The sequence below is a fragment of the Burkholderia sp. LFS061 genome (genome assembly GCF_047978125.1).
Classification (GTDB): Bacteria; Pseudomonadota; Gammaproteobacteria; order Burkholderiales; family Burkholderiaceae; genus Burkholderia; species Burkholderia pyrrocinia_C.
The window spans coordinates 27,759-40,301 of record NZ_JBFPFS010000040.1 but is presented as its reverse complement, the minus strand read 5'-3'; the positions used below and the strand labels follow the sequence as shown (position 1 = coordinate 40,301).

Genomic DNA, 12,543 nt, shown 5'->3' with positions numbered 1-12,543 from the left:
TGAAGCGTTTGCATAACATGACGACTCTCGCCGATCTCCGCATCAACTATTCGCGTGCTTCGCTCGACGAAGCCGATGCCGCCCCCGACCCCTTCGTCCAGTTCGACCGCTGGTTCAAGGAGGCGCTCGCCGCCAAACTGCCCGAGCCGAACACGATGACGCTCGCGACCGTCGGCGCCGACGGCCGGCCGTCTGCCCGGATCGTGCTCATCAAGGGCGTCGACGAACGCGGGTTCGTCTTCTTTACCAATTACGAAAGCCGCAAGGGGCACGATCTCGCCGCGCATCCGCAAGCGGCGCTGCTGTTCTACTGGATCGAGCTCGAGCGCCAGGTACGCATCGAAGGCCGGATCGAGAAAACCAGCGCCGAAGAAAGCGACCGCTATTTCGCGTCGCGCCCGCTCGGCTCGCGCATCGGCGCATGGGCGTCCGACCAGAGCGCGGTGATCGACAGCCGCGCGACGCTCGAAGCGCGCGAAAAGGCCGTCAGCGAACGCTACGGCGACACCCCGCCGCGCCCGCCGCACTGGGGCGGCTACCGCCTCGTGCCCGACGCGATCGAGTTCTGGCAGGGGCGCCCGTCGCGGCTGCACGACCGTCTGCTCTATACGCGCGACGCCGACACGTCGCCGGGCTGGACGATTTCGCGCCTGTCGCCGTAAGCGCGGCGCCGGCACACGCCGGTCGTGTCTCGTGTTGCATCCGGGCGCCCGCGCCGCAAGCGGCGGGCGCCGTCAAGATACTTGGCTGTATTCGATTCAACGAACAAACGGAGAATCCAAATGTTCTGGGAAAAGAAGCTGGCACAGTGGGCGGATGAAGTACGGGCGAAAGCGAACATACCGGCGCGCCTCGTGCTGTGGAACGGCGTACAACTCGATTTCGGCACCTTCAGCGCGCCGCAGGTCACGCTGAAGGTGAACAGCGCGTCGGCGTTGCCGCTCTTGCTCGAACCGAGCCTCGACAATCTCGGCGAGGCGTACGTGAAGGGCAAGATCGACATCGAGGGCAAGCTGTCGGACATCATCAACATCGGCTACTCGCTCGCGCGCAGCACGGTGACGAGCGCGAGCAAGCTCGCGCGCGTGAAGCGCTACTTCAACCACACGAAGAACACCGACAAGAAGGCGATCCAGTACCACTACGACGTCTCGAACGAGTTCTACAAGCTGTGGCTCGACGAGAACATGGTGTACTCGTGCGCGTACTTCGAGAACGGCGACGAGGATCTCGCCACCGCGCAGATCAAGAAGATCGACCACATCCTCACGAAAATCCAGTTGCAGCCGGGCCAGCGCCTGCTCGACATCGGCTGCGGCTGGGGCGCGCTCGTGCTGCGCGCCGCGCAGAAGTTCGGCGCGACGTGTCTCGGCGTGACGCTGTCGCAGAACCAGTTCGACCTCGCGACCGCGCGCGTGAAGGCCGCCGGGCTCGAGGACAAGATCGAGATCCGCCTGCAGGACTACCGCGAGATCGACGGCCAGTTCGACCGCATCACGAGCGTCGGGATGTTCGAGCACGTCGGCCGCAAGAACCTCCCGCTGTACTTCTCGCGGGTGCGCGAACTACTCGCCGACGACGGCATCGCGATGAACCACGGCATCACGTCGACCGACGCGGAAAGCGGCGAAACGGCACTCGGCGGCGGCGAGTTCATCGACCGCTACGTGTTCCCGGACGGCGAGCTGCCGCACATCAGCCTCGCGCTCGAAGCGGCGCAGCGTGGCGGGCTGGAAGCGGTTGACGTCGAAAGCCTGCGGCGGCACTATGCGCGCACGCTCGACATCTGGACGGAAAACTTCGAGGCGAAGGCGGAGGAAGCGCGAAAACTCGTCGACGACGAAAAATTCCGCATCTGGCGCGTGTATCTCGCCGGCTGCGCGTATGCGTTCGAACACGACGACGTGTCGATCTTCCAGATCGTGTGCCGCAAGGCCGGACGCAGCGCGAAAACGCTGCCGTGGTCGCGGCGCTATATGTACGAACACGCGCTGCCGCGCTAGGCGGCGCTTCACGCTGGGCATGCATGGGTGACGGCAGGACGCGGCGCAAGGCGCCGCCGGAACGACAGCAGCGCGACGACACGGACGAGTCGCACGCCGACGGACAATTCGACCTGTTCGGCGTGCCGGTGGACGCTGCACGCGCGTCGTCGCCCGCGGACGACACGCCCCCTGCAAACGCCGATGAACGCGTGACTTCGAACCCGCATGACGATGCGCGGCAGGCGCCGCCCGCCCGCGCAGCCTCCCGCCGCCCTTCCGACGAACCAACGCCGCCCGCCTCCGGCCTGCTGTGGGACGACCCGTCGCCGCCGGCCGCGCCGCCGAAGAAAAGCCAGCGCCGGCGCGGCGTGCCGCCCGCGCCGATCGCGGCGGACGTCGCCGACGTAGCGGCCGGCCTGCCGCCGAATGTCCGGCTCGGCACGTCGTCGTGGTATTTCCCCGGCTGGAACGGCATCGTCTACGACGGCGATTTCGCGCAGACGAAGCTGTCGCGCGAAGGGCTCGAAGCGTACGGCGCGCATCCGCTATTGAAGAGCGTGAGCCTCGACCGGTCGTTCTACGGCCCGCTGTCGGTGGCCGACTACCTGCGCTACGCGCAGCAGGTGCCCGACGATTTCCGCTTCGTTGTGAAGGCGCCGGCCGCCGTGACCGACGCGGTCGTGCGCGGCCGGCGCGGCGAGCCGTCGGGACCGAACCCGACCTTCCTCGACGCGCAGCTCGCCACCCGGGAATTCGTGCAGCCGTGCCTCGAAGGGCTCGGCCGGAAAGCCGGCGTACTCGTGTTCCAGTTCTCGCCGTTGCCCGATCATCTGCTCGCCGAACCGGCCGCGCTGATCGATCGGCTCGCCGCGTTCTTCACGGCGCTGCCGCCGCTGCCGCCGGAAGCCGACGGCCCGCGCTACGCGATCGAGATTCGCGACGCGAGTCTGCTCACGCCGCGCTTCATCCGCGCGCTCGCCGCGCTCGGCGTGCGCTACTGCGTCGGCCTGCACGCGCGGATGCCCGACCCGCTGCGCCAGGCCGCCGCGCTCGCGCTGCTCGACGGCGACGCACCGGGCCCGCTGATCGTGCGCTGGAGCCTGCACGGCGGCTTCAAGTACGAACAGGCGAAAGCGAAGTACGAGCCGTTCGACAAGCTCGTCGACGAGGATCCGGCCACGCGCTCGGCGCTCGCCGAACTGGCCGCGCGCTACGCGCTGGCCGGTCAGCCGGTGATCATCACGATCAACAACAAGGCGGAAGGCTCCGCGCCGCTGTCGTGCATCGCGCTCGCGCGCGAGATCGCCGCCGCGTGCGCGCAGTGGCGCGGCGAGGCGGCTTGACGCCGGTTTCCGCCGGTTTCCGCCGTTCGCTCGCTTACGCGCCGCGCAGCGACTTCAGCCGGTGCGAGAACTTCTGCCGGAATTTCGCGAGCTTCGGCCCGATCACGACCGAACAGTAGCCCTGCCCCGGGTTACGCGCGTAATAGTTCTGGTGATAGTCCTCGGCCGGCCAGTAGTTGCCGTCGAGCGGCACGACCTGCGTGACGATCGGCTGCCCGAACACCTGCTCGCGCTCCAGCTCGCGGATCACGTCGAGCGCGGTGTCGCGCTGCGCATCGGAATGCGTGAACACGACCGACCGGTACTGCGTGCCGACGTCGTTGCCCTGCCGGTTCAACTGGGTCGGATCGTGCGTCGCGAAGAAGATCTCGAGGATCTCGCGATAGCCGATGCGCGCCGGATCGAACGTCACGTTGACGACTTCCGCGTGGCCCGTGTCGCCTTCGCAGATGTCGCGATAACCGGGATTGCGCGTGTGGCCGCCCGCGTAGCCCGACTGGACGGCCGTCACGCCGTCGACGTCGAGAAACACGGCCTCCGTGCACCAGAAACACCCGCCTCCCAACGTCGCGGTTTCAAGCATTTCGTTCCCCATGAAATCAGACCCTCGTTGATGACAGCAGCCGGCACGCAGGTGCCGGCGCCACCGTTGCATCTCGCCGCTGCGCGTCCGTGGTACGCGACGCAGCGGCACTTCGGCAAGTATCTCACTCGCGCGCGAACCTGGCAGATCGCACAGGTGCCGCGCGCGACCGACCGCACGTTTCTCGACTACACTTAGGCACGCGTGACCGCGGCGCAAACCGTCCGGCCACGCAAAGCGTCCGATGCACGCCCGACCCTGATGCACCCATCATCTGCCGGAACATCGATATGCACGTCTTGACAGACATCGTCCGCGTCGCGGGCCCGGTCGCCGCCACGTCGCGAGCCGACGCTTCAACTTCACCTTCGCGATATCGTGCGCCCGTGTCACTCAGGGCGTCGCGATCCGGTTCATCGTCTTCACCCGCTTTCACGATCTGATGCACGGCGATCTGATGCACGGCGCCGCGCGTGTCGCCGACGCGTGCATCCGCCTGCCGATCGCGCCCGCCGGCGAGATGCGCGCCGCGCGGCCACCTCGACCCGCACGTCCGCAGCGCACGGCCGTGCATCAGTAGTCCGATACCACCGAGAGGGCATCACCATGAGCATGCGGCCTGACCCGACGTTTCACGCTTCGCCCGAGCTTGCGATGCAGGCGCCGGCGGAAGAGTTTGCCTATACGTTGTTGCTGAGCCCCGATTTTTCCAGACCCGACGCGCTCGCCGTGATCGACGTGAGGCCCGGCTCGCCGACCTACGGAAAGATCGTGCACACCGTGACGATGCCGAACACCGGCGACGAGTTTCACCACTTCGGCTGGAATGCGTGCTCATCGGCGCTGTCGCCGCTGACCGGCCATGCGTTCCTCGAACGCCGCTTCCTGATCATCCCCGGCCTGCGCTCGTCGCGCATCTACGTGATCGACACGAAGCCGCACCCGACGCAGGCGCGCATCCACAAGATCATCGAGCCCGACGAGATCTTCGCGAAGACCGGTTATTCGCGGCCGCACACCGTTCACTGCGGCCCCGAGGGCATCTACGTGAGCACGCTCGGCGGCGCGGGCAAGGACGGCACCGACGGCGCGCCCGGCATCTTCATCATGGATTGCGAAACCTTCGACGTGCTCGGCCGCTGGGAGATCGATCGCGGCCCGCAGGACAAGCACTACGATTTCTGGTGGAACCTGCCGCGCGACTACATGGTGTCGAGCGAATGGGCGCTGCCGCCGCAATTCGAGAACGGCATCGTGCCCGAGGATCTGCTCGCGAACAAATACGGGCACCGGCTGCATTTCTGGGACCTGCGCGCGCGGCGCAACGTGCAGACGATCGATCTCGGCGCGCAGCACCAGATGGCGCTCGAAGTGCGGCCCGCGCACGACCCGGTGCGCGAATACGGATTCGTCGGCGTGGTGGTCGATACGACGAATCTCGAAGGCTCGATCTGGACCTGGTGGCGCGAGGACGGCAAGTTCCATGTGAAGAAGACCGCGACGATCCCGGCCGAGCCGGCCGCGGCCGACGAACTGCCGCCGCTGCTGAAAGCGTTCGGCGCGGTGCCGCCGCTCGTGACCGACATCGACCTGTCGCTCGACGACCGCTTCCTCTACGTATCGTGCTGGGGCACCGGCGAGATGCGCCAGTACGACGTGTCGGATCCGCATAACCCGGTGCTCGCGGGGTCGGTGCGGATCGGCGGCATCGTGCGCCGCGCGCCGCACACGAACGGCCGCGCGTTCGCGGGCGGCCCGCAGATGGTGGAGATCAGCCGCGACGGCCGGCGCGTGTACTGGACCAACTCGCTTTATTCGACATGGGACGACCAGTTCTATCCGGACGGCGTGCCGGCCGCGCAGGTGCTCGCGCACGCTGGGCCGGACGGCGGGCTGACGCTCGCCGACGATTACTGGGTCGAGTTCCCCGACGGCTATCGCGCGCACCAGATCCGGCTCGAAGGCGGCGACTGCTCGACCGACTCGTTCTGCTACCCGTCGGTCAAGCGTTGAACACCGGACTTCACGCGCAGTTCGCGCTGTGGGCGGCCGTGCTCGCGAGCGGCGTGTATCACGGGCTCAACCCCGCGATGGGTTGGCCGCTCGCGGTGTCGAACGCGCTGATGACGCGCCGCGGCGGCGCGCTCGTCGCGGCGCTCGGCTATCTCGCGCTCGGCCATGCGCTCGCGGTATTCGCGGTGATGCTGCCATTCGGGCTGCTCGCCGCGCTGCTCGCGTGGCAGTCGGCGATCCGGATCGGCGCGAGCGCGCTCGTGATCGGCTTCGGCGCCGTGCTGCTGATCCGGCGCCGGCATCCGCGTGCGCTCGCGCGGATCCCGCCGGCGCGGCTCGGCCTGTGGTCGTTCGCGGTCGCGATCGCGCACGGCGCGGGGCTAATGCTGGTGCCGATCTACCTCGGGCTTTGCGGGCTCGACATGGACGCCGGCCACCGCGCGGCGGCCACGCTCGTCGATGCGCATCTCGGGATGGCGCTCGTCGTCGCGGCCGTGCATGCGGCCGCGATGATCGCCGCCGGCGGCGGGCTCGCGTGGCTCGTGTACCGCTATCTCGGGCTGAAATTCGTGTCGCGGAGCTGGTTCAATCTCGATGCGGTGTGGGCGTCGAGCCTGATCGTGACGGGCGCGCTGTCGCTCGGGCTGGCGGCAACGCGATAGCACGGGCATCGATAGCGCGCGTGGTGGATGGGGTGGATCGGCGGATCGGCAAGTGGACAGGCCGGCGGCACCGCACAAAAACGCGACAGAACGGCCATGCCGACCGCGCGCCATCGTGATCCCGGCAGCGCGCCGCAGTGTTCGCTACGTCACCCTATCCCCGCGATGCGCCGTCCGGCCGGGCCCGGCGGCCCCGATTCCGCTAAAATCGGGCCATGCGCACCACTTCCCAATCGACCGCCTTGTCGCCTTTCGTCCGCCGCGCCCGTCACACCTGCGTCGCGCCGCGCCCGCCCGTTTCGTTCCGGATGGCCGCCCGATGAGCCGCGCCAATCCGCCGGATTTCGACGCGGCCGCCTTCCGCCAGGCGCTCGGCCAGTTCGCGACGGGCGTGACGGTGATCACGACGCGCGCACCATCCGGGCAACTGATCGGCATCACCGCCAGCTCGTTCAACTCGGTATCGCTCGATCCGCCGCTCGTGCTGTGGAGCCTCGCGCACAAATCGGCGTCGACGCCGGTGTTTCGCGGCAACAGTCATTACGTGGTGAACGTGCTTGCGGCGTCGCAACTCGACCTGTGCAAGCGCTTCTCGACCTACAAGGGCGACCGCTTCGAAGGAATCGCGCATGTGGCCGGCAATTCGGGGATGCCCGTGCTCGACGGCGCGCTCGCGTGGTTCGAATGCCACAACCGCAGCCGCTACGACGAAGGCGACCACGTGATCTTCGTCGGCGAAGTGGAACGCTGCGGCGTGCGCGCCGCTTCGGACGAGACACCGCCGCTCGTGTTCCACGGCGGCGGCTTCCACGGCCTTACACCGCTTTGATCGCGCCCGTGCGCGCCAGCCCGACCGGCGCGCCGGCTTCGTCCTTCAGCGTCTGCAGAACGATGTTCGAACGGATGTCCATCACGCCGGGCGCCTTGTAGAGCCGGTTCAGCACGAAATCCGAATAGTGCTTGAGGTTGTGCGCGAGCACGCGCAGCAGATAGTGGCTCTCGCCCGTCACGACGAACGCGCCGACCACCTCCGGCCATTCGCGCAGCGCTTCCGCGAAGCGCTCGTGCCATTGATTCTCTTCGTTGCGCATCGATACCTGCACGAACGCCTCGAGCTCGAAGCCGAGCTTCTCGCGGCTCAGGCACGCGCGATAGTGCTCGATCACGCCCTGCTCCTCGAGCAGGCGCATGCGGCGCAGGCAGGCGGATGGCGAAAGCGAAATCCGTTCCGCCAGATCGAGATTGCTGATTCTGCCCTCCTCCTGCAGTACCGCCAGAATCCGGCAGTCGGTGGCATCGAGCGTGATCGCATGCATTTTTGGTCCCCGTTTTCCCTCTCAGTCGAATTATCTGCCAATCCGGCGGATTGTCCATGTTTATTTCGCAAGCACTTTCTGCGAGCGTCCACCTATCATTCGAAGCATCGACTCACCGATTCGTCATGCCATGGACACACTCTGGGACATCTCGCCGCCTGTCAGCCCCGCCACCCCCGTGTGGCCGGGCGATACGCCGGTTTCCGTCGAACGCGTGTGGCGAATGGAGGCCGGCTCGCCGGTCAACGTCGCGCGTCTGACGCTGTCGCCGCATACGGGCGCGCACTGCGACGCGCCGCTGCACTACGACGCCGACGGCGCGCCGATCGGCGCCGTGCCGCTCGACACCTATCTCGGCCCGTGCCGCGTGATCCATTGCATCGGCGCATCGCCCGTCGTGCAGCCGGCCGATATCGCGGCCGCGCTCGACGGCGTGCCGCCGCGCGTGCTGCTGCGCACCTGTGCGCAAGCGCCGGTCACGCAATGGGACCCCGGCTTCTGCGCAGTCGCGCCTGAAACGATCGACCTGCTCGCCGCACATGGCGTGAAGCTGATCGGCATCGATACACCGTCGCTCGACCCGCAGGAATCGAAGACGATGGATGCGCATCACCGCGTGCGTGCGCACCGGATGGCGATCCTCGAAGGCATCGTGCTCGACGACGTGCCGCCCGGCGACTACGAACTGATCGCACTGCCGCTGAAGTTCGCGACACTCGACGCGAGCCCCGTGCGCGCGGTGCTGCGCGCGCTGCCCGCGCATGCTTCCTGATTACCCCGACCTACGACCCCACATCATGATCAAGACCCGTGAAGACGCGCTCGCGCTCGACCGCGACGACCCGCTCGCCCCGTTGCGCGACCAGTTCGCGCTGCCCGACGGCGTGATCTACCTCGACGGCAACTCGCTCGGCGCGCAGCCGCGCGCGTCGGCCGCCCGCGCGCAGCAGGTGATCGGCGCCGAATGGGGCGAAGGGCTGATCCGCAGCTGGAACACGGCCGGCTGGTTCGCGCTGCCGCGCCGTCTCGGCGACAAGCTCGCGACGCTGATCGGTGGCGCGCCCGGCGAAACGGTCGTGACCGACACCATCTCGATCAACCTGTTCAAGGTGCTGTCGGCGATGCTGCGTCATCAGGCCGAGCGCGCGCCCGAGCGCCGCGTGATCGTGTCGGAACGCTCGAACTTCCCGACCGACCTGTATATCGCGCAGGGGCTGATCGAGCAACTCGGCGGCGGCTACGAGCTGCGCCTGATCGACGATCCGGCCGACCTGCCCGACGCGCTCGGCGCGGACACGGCCGTCGCGATGGTCACGCACGTGAACTACCGCACCGGCTACATGCACGACATGCCGGCCGTCACGCAGCTCGTGCACGACGCTGGCGCGCTGATGCTGTGGGATCTCGCGCACTCGGCCGGCGCGGTGCCGGTCGACCTGAACGGCGCGCGCGCGGACGGCGCGGTCGGCTGCACGTACAAGTACCTGAACGGTGGCCCCGGTTCGCCCGCGTTCGTGTGGGTGCCGCAGCGCCATCACGCGCACTTCTCGCAGCCGCTGTCCGGCTGGTGGGGCCACCGCGCGCCGTTCGCGATGCAGCCGGGCTTCGCGCCCGATCCGGGCATCGCGCGCTTCCTGTGCGGCACGCAGCCGATCGTGTCGATGTCGATGGTCGAATGCGGGCTCGACGTGTTCCTGCAGACCGACATGCAGGCGATCCGCCGCAAGTCGCTCGCGCTGACCGACGCGTTCATCGCGCTCGTCGAAGCGCGCTGCGCGGGCCTGTCGCTGAAGCTCGTCACGCCGCGCTCGCATCATCAGCGCGGCTCGCAGGCGAGCTTCGAGCATCCGCACGGCTATGAAGTGATGCAGGCGCTGATCGCGCGCGGCGTGATCGGCGACTACCGCGAGCCGTACGTGCTGCGTTTCGGCTTCACGCCGCTCTATGTGCGCTTCGTCGACGTGTGGGATGCCGTCGAGACACTGCGCGACATCCTGGCCACCGACGCGTGGAAGGCGCCCGAGTTCGCCGAACGCGGCGCGGTGACCTGACCGGTTTTGCCCGGCGCGCGCCAGTGACGTGCAGATAACGCGCCGCGCCCCCGTCATTCAATCCTGGAGAAAGTCGTGAATTCTGGTCATATGCAGCCACCCGGCGACGAAGCGCCGGCGGGCTGCCCGTTCTCGGGCGCACGCGCCGCGCAACCGGTACATTCGGCGCAAGCGGCACACGAAGCGCCGCACGTGCCGGGCGATGCCTCGGGCCAAGCCGGCTGGCACAACGCGCAGCTCGATTTCTCGAAGTCGATGAGCTACGGCGACTACCTGTCGCTGAACTCGATCCTCGACGCGCAGCATCCGCTGTCGCCCGATCACAACGAGATGCTGTTCATCATCCAGCATCAGACGAGCGAGCTGTGGATGAAGCTCGCGCTGTTCGAGCTGCGCGGCGCACTCGACGCGGTGCGCTCCGATGCGTTGCCGCCCGCATTCAAGATGCTCGCGCGCGTGTCGCGCATCCTCGAGCAGCTCGTGCAGGCGTGGAACGTGCTGTCGACGATGACGCCGTCAGAGTATTCGGCGATGCGGCCGTATCTCGGGCAGTCGTCGGGCTTCCAGTCCTACCAGTATCGCCAGCTCGAATTCCTGCTCGGCAACAAGAACGTGCAGATGCTGCAGCCGCATGCGCACCGGCCCGACATCCTCGAACAGGTGCGCGCGACGCTCGAAGCGCCGTCGTTCTACGACGAGGTCGTGCGCCTGCTCGCGCGGCGCGGGTTCCCGATCGCACCGGAGCGACTCGAGCGCGACTGGACGCAGCCGACGCGTCACGACGAGACGGTCGAAACCGCGTGGCTCGAGGTGTACCGACACCCGCAGCAGCACTGGGAGCTGTACGAGATGGCCGAGGAACTGGTCGATCTCGAGGACGCGTTCCGCCAGTGGCGCTTCCGTCACGTGACGACCGTCGAGCGCATCATCGGCTTCAAGCAGGGCACGGGCGGCACCAGCGGCGCGCCGTATCTGCGCAAGATGCTCGACGTCGTGCTGTTCCCCGAGCTCTGGCACGTGCGCACCACGCTCTAACGCACACGACGCACGCGATGCGCCCGCACGTCACGACGACGTGTGGGCCAACTCCTCCCCGTCGCGCGGCACCGACTGCGCGCGCGACAGCCGCGGAATGTGCCGCCGCACCGCGAGCAGCGCGATGCACACGACGCCCATCGCCGCGGCCAGCATCGTCAGGTACGCACCCGCACCGCCCGCCGTGATCACGATCGCGCCCGCGAACGCGCTGAGAATCGCGCCGAGCCGGCCGAACGCGAGCGCGCTCGCGGTGCCCGTCGCGCGCACCGCCGTCGGGTAGATGTACGCACAAAGCGCATACATCGTCGACTGCACCGCGTTGACGAACAGCCCGTGCAGGCCGAGCCCGACGATCAGCCAGTTCGTGTGGCGGCTCGCATCGACTCCCATCAGCCACACTGCGCTCGCCGCGCCGCCGATGCTGCACAGCGCGAGCGGCCAGCGCGACCCGGCATGCGCGATCGCCCATGCGCACAGCAGCGCGCCGATCACGCCGCCGAGGTTGTACGCGGTGAGCCCCGCGCCCGCGACCGACACGCTCAGCCCGCTCGCGGCCAGCATCGTCGGCAGCCAGCTGAACGCCGCGTAGACAGCAAGCAGACACATGAAGAACGCGCACCACAGCGCGATCGTGTCGCGCGCCTGGCCGCTCGCGAACAGCGCGCCGAAGCCGCCGCGGCCGCCGGGTGCGCGTGCGTCTTTCGTATCGGTGAACACGGTGCCCGGCGCGATCGGCCGCTGCATCCGCGCGAGCAGCGCGCCGAGTTCCGGCCAGCGCGCGGGACGCCGCGCGAGATAGCGCGGCGATTCGGGCAGCGCACGCACGAGCACGAAGCCGAGCACGAGCGGCAGCGCGCCGCCCGCGAAAAACAGCCCACGCCAGCCGTAGCGCGGCAGCACCTCGTGCGCGAATAGGCCGGCCAGCATCCCGCCGAGCGGCACGCAGACGATCGTCGCGGTCACCATCATCGTGCGGCGCCGCGCGGGCGTGTATTCGGCCGTCATCGTCGTGGCAGTCGGCAGCGCGCCGCCGATTCCGAGCCCCGCGCAGAAGCGCAGCATCGCGATCGCCGCGACGTCGGGCGCGAAGCCGATCGCGCAGGTCGCGACGCCGAACAGGAACACACTGCCGATCACGGCCTGGCGGCGGCCGAAGCGGTCCGCGACGATCCCCGCGCACGCGCTGCCGATGCCCATCCCGATCAGCCCGGCCGCGACGGCCGGCGCGAACGCGCCGCGCGTGATACCCCATTCGCGGATCAGCACCGGAATCGCGAAACCGATCAACTGGCCGTCGAAGCCGTCGAGCACGATCGCGAGCGCGGCGAGCAGCACCACGCAGCGCTGCATCGTCGTGAACGGCCCGTCGTCGAGCGTCGTGCCGATGTCGACCGACGGCGGCGGCAATCCGTCGCGCGTGCTCATGCGACCTCCCGTGCGCCGCGCGTCGGCGGCAACGTGCGCGAACGGCGCGCGGCAAGACAACGGCATTCGATGGCTTTCATGGCGTCTCCTGTTGTCCGGGCTGGCGCGTCGGCGCGTGCCCGGATCT

General features: G+C 68.3%; 13 protein-coding genes. 10 read left to right on the top strand and 3 right to left on the bottom strand.

What is annotated here, in order from left to right; translation table 11 throughout:
- Nucleotides 1-17: 17 nt before the first annotated feature.
- The 3 genes from pdxH (at nucleotide 18) to ACNQQL_RS27780 (ending at nucleotide 3,328) form a co-directional block, all read left to right on the top strand.
- Complete coding sequence (gene pdxH, locus ACNQQL_RS27790; RefSeq protein WP_072442845.1) at nucleotides 18-662, top strand: pyridoxamine 5'-phosphate oxidase; 645 nt, start codon at nucleotides 18-20, stop codon at nucleotides 660-662.
- A 120-nt stretch (nucleotides 663-782) separates the two neighbouring features.
- Nucleotides 783-2,003, top strand: coding sequence for a cyclopropane-fatty-acyl-phospholipid synthase family protein (locus tag ACNQQL_RS27785; RefSeq protein ID WP_347067158.1), 1,221 nt, complete (start codon nucleotides 783-785; stop codon nucleotides 2,001-2,003).
- A 23-nt stretch (nucleotides 2,004-2,026) separates the two neighbouring features.
- Complete coding sequence (locus ACNQQL_RS27780) at nucleotides 2,027-3,328, top strand: DUF72 domain-containing protein (RefSeq protein WP_347067156.1); 1,302 nt, start codon at nucleotides 2,027-2,029, stop codon at nucleotides 3,326-3,328.
- A gap of 34 nt (nucleotides 3,329-3,362) precedes the next feature.
- Here ACNQQL_RS27780 and msrA read toward each other — a convergent pair whose 3' ends face one another.
- Complete coding sequence (msrA, locus tag ACNQQL_RS27775; protein ID WP_059578436.1) at nucleotides 3,363-3,923, bottom strand: peptide-methionine (S)-S-oxide reductase MsrA; 561 nt, start codon at nucleotides 3,921-3,923, stop codon at nucleotides 3,363-3,365.
- A 15-nt stretch (nucleotides 3,924-3,938) separates the two neighbouring features.
- On the opposite strand from msrA, the gene ACNQQL_RS27770 reads away from it, so the two are divergent.
- The 4 genes from ACNQQL_RS27770 to ACNQQL_RS27755 all read left to right on the top strand — a co-directional run bounded on the left by ACNQQL_RS27770 (nucleotide 3,939) and on the right by ACNQQL_RS27755 (nucleotide 7,415).
- Nucleotides 3,939-4,109 carry a hypothetical protein gene (locus ACNQQL_RS27770; RefSeq protein WP_175961923.1) on the top strand — a complete coding sequence of 57 codons (171 nt, stop codon included), beginning with the start codon at nucleotides 3,939-3,941 and terminating at the stop codon, nucleotides 4,107-4,109.
- Between the two features lie 408 nt (nucleotides 4,110-4,517).
- Nucleotides 4,518-5,924, top strand: a complete 1,407-nt coding sequence (locus ACNQQL_RS27765; protein ID WP_347067153.1) for a selenium-binding protein SBP56-related protein — start codon at nucleotides 4,518-4,520, stop codon at nucleotides 5,922-5,924.
- On the top strand, nucleotides 5,921-6,586 hold the full coding sequence (locus ACNQQL_RS27760) for a hypothetical protein (protein WP_072442840.1): 666 nt from the start codon (nucleotides 5,921-5,923) through the stop codon (nucleotides 6,584-6,586). Before ACNQQL_RS27765 ends, ACNQQL_RS27760 begins: the two co-directional genes overlap by 4 nt.
- Before the next feature lie 319 nt (nucleotides 6,587-6,905).
- On the top strand, nucleotides 6,906-7,415 hold the full coding sequence (locus tag ACNQQL_RS27755) for a flavin reductase family protein (RefSeq protein WP_034178871.1): 510 nt from the start codon (nucleotides 6,906-6,908) through the stop codon (nucleotides 7,413-7,415).
- Here ACNQQL_RS27755 and ACNQQL_RS27750 read toward each other — a convergent pair.
- Complete coding sequence (locus ACNQQL_RS27750) at nucleotides 7,402-7,902, bottom strand: Lrp/AsnC family transcriptional regulator (RefSeq protein WP_006477992.1); 501 nt, start codon at nucleotides 7,900-7,902, stop codon at nucleotides 7,402-7,404. The genes ACNQQL_RS27755 and ACNQQL_RS27750 overlap by 14 nt on opposite strands.
- A 130-nt stretch (nucleotides 7,903-8,032) precedes the next feature.
- On the opposite strand from ACNQQL_RS27750, the gene kynB reads away from it, so the two are divergent.
- From kynB to kynA, 3 genes are all read left to right on the top strand, one after another.
- Complete coding sequence (gene kynB, locus ACNQQL_RS27745) at nucleotides 8,033-8,674, top strand: arylformamidase (RefSeq protein WP_204424308.1); 642 nt, start codon at nucleotides 8,033-8,035, stop codon at nucleotides 8,672-8,674.
- 25 nt (nucleotides 8,675-8,699) lie between these two features.
- Nucleotides 8,700-9,953 (top strand): kynureninase, encoded by a 1,254-nt coding sequence (gene kynU / locus ACNQQL_RS27740; RefSeq protein WP_416392737.1) that lies wholly within the window; start codon nucleotides 8,700-8,702, stop codon nucleotides 9,951-9,953.
- Between the two features lie 90 nt (nucleotides 9,954-10,043).
- Nucleotides 10,044-10,988 (top strand): tryptophan 2,3-dioxygenase, encoded by a 945-nt coding sequence (gene kynA / locus ACNQQL_RS27735; protein WP_072442835.1) that lies wholly within the window; start codon nucleotides 10,044-10,046, stop codon nucleotides 10,986-10,988.
- A 30-nt stretch (nucleotides 10,989-11,018) separates the two neighbouring features.
- Here the strand turns inward: kynA and ACNQQL_RS27730 are convergent, their stop codons facing one another.
- The gene (locus ACNQQL_RS27730; RefSeq protein ID WP_347067150.1) at nucleotides 11,019-12,416 is read right to left on the bottom strand and encodes an MFS transporter; all 1,398 of its coding nucleotides are present in this window, start codon (nucleotides 12,414-12,416) and stop codon (nucleotides 11,019-11,021) included.
- Nucleotides 12,417-12,543: the final 127 nt, after the last annotated feature.

What these genes read in the sequence shown, in the direction of transcription:
- pdxH (WP_072442845.1), top strand. Translation starts at nt 18, where the DNA reads ATGACGACTCTCGCCGATCTCCGCATCAACTATTCGCGTGCTTCGCTC.
- ACNQQL_RS27785 (WP_347067158.1), top strand. Translation starts at nt 783, where the DNA reads ATGTTCTGGGAAAAGAAGCTGGCACAGTGGGCGGATGAAGTACGGGCG.
- ACNQQL_RS27780 (WP_347067156.1), top strand. Translation starts at nt 2,027, where the DNA reads ATGGGTGACGGCAGGACGCGGCGCAAGGCGCCGCCGGAACGACAGCAG.
- msrA (WP_059578436.1), bottom strand. Translation starts at nt 3,923, where the DNA reads ATGGGGAACGAAATGCTTGAAACCGCGACGTTGGGAGGCGGGTGTTTC.
- ACNQQL_RS27765 (WP_347067153.1), top strand. Translation starts at nt 4,518, where the DNA reads ATGAGCATGCGGCCTGACCCGACGTTTCACGCTTCGCCCGAGCTTGCG.
- ACNQQL_RS27755 (WP_034178871.1), top strand. Translation starts at nt 6,906, where the DNA reads ATGAGCCGCGCCAATCCGCCGGATTTCGACGCGGCCGCCTTCCGCCAG.
- ACNQQL_RS27750 (WP_006477992.1), bottom strand. Translation starts at nt 7,902, where the DNA reads ATGCATGCGATCACGCTCGATGCCACCGACTGCCGGATTCTGGCGGTA.
- kynB (WP_204424308.1), top strand. Translation starts at nt 8,033, where the DNA reads ATGGACACACTCTGGGACATCTCGCCGCCTGTCAGCCCCGCCACCCCC.
- kynU (WP_416392737.1), top strand. Translation starts at nt 8,700, where the DNA reads ATGATCAAGACCCGTGAAGACGCGCTCGCGCTCGACCGCGACGACCCG.
- kynA (WP_072442835.1), top strand. Translation starts at nt 10,044, where the DNA reads ATGCAGCCACCCGGCGACGAAGCGCCGGCGGGCTGCCCGTTCTCGGGC.
- ACNQQL_RS27730 (WP_347067150.1), bottom strand. Translation starts at nt 12,416, where the DNA reads ATGAGCACGCGCGACGGATTGCCGCCGCCGTCGGTCGACATCGGCACG.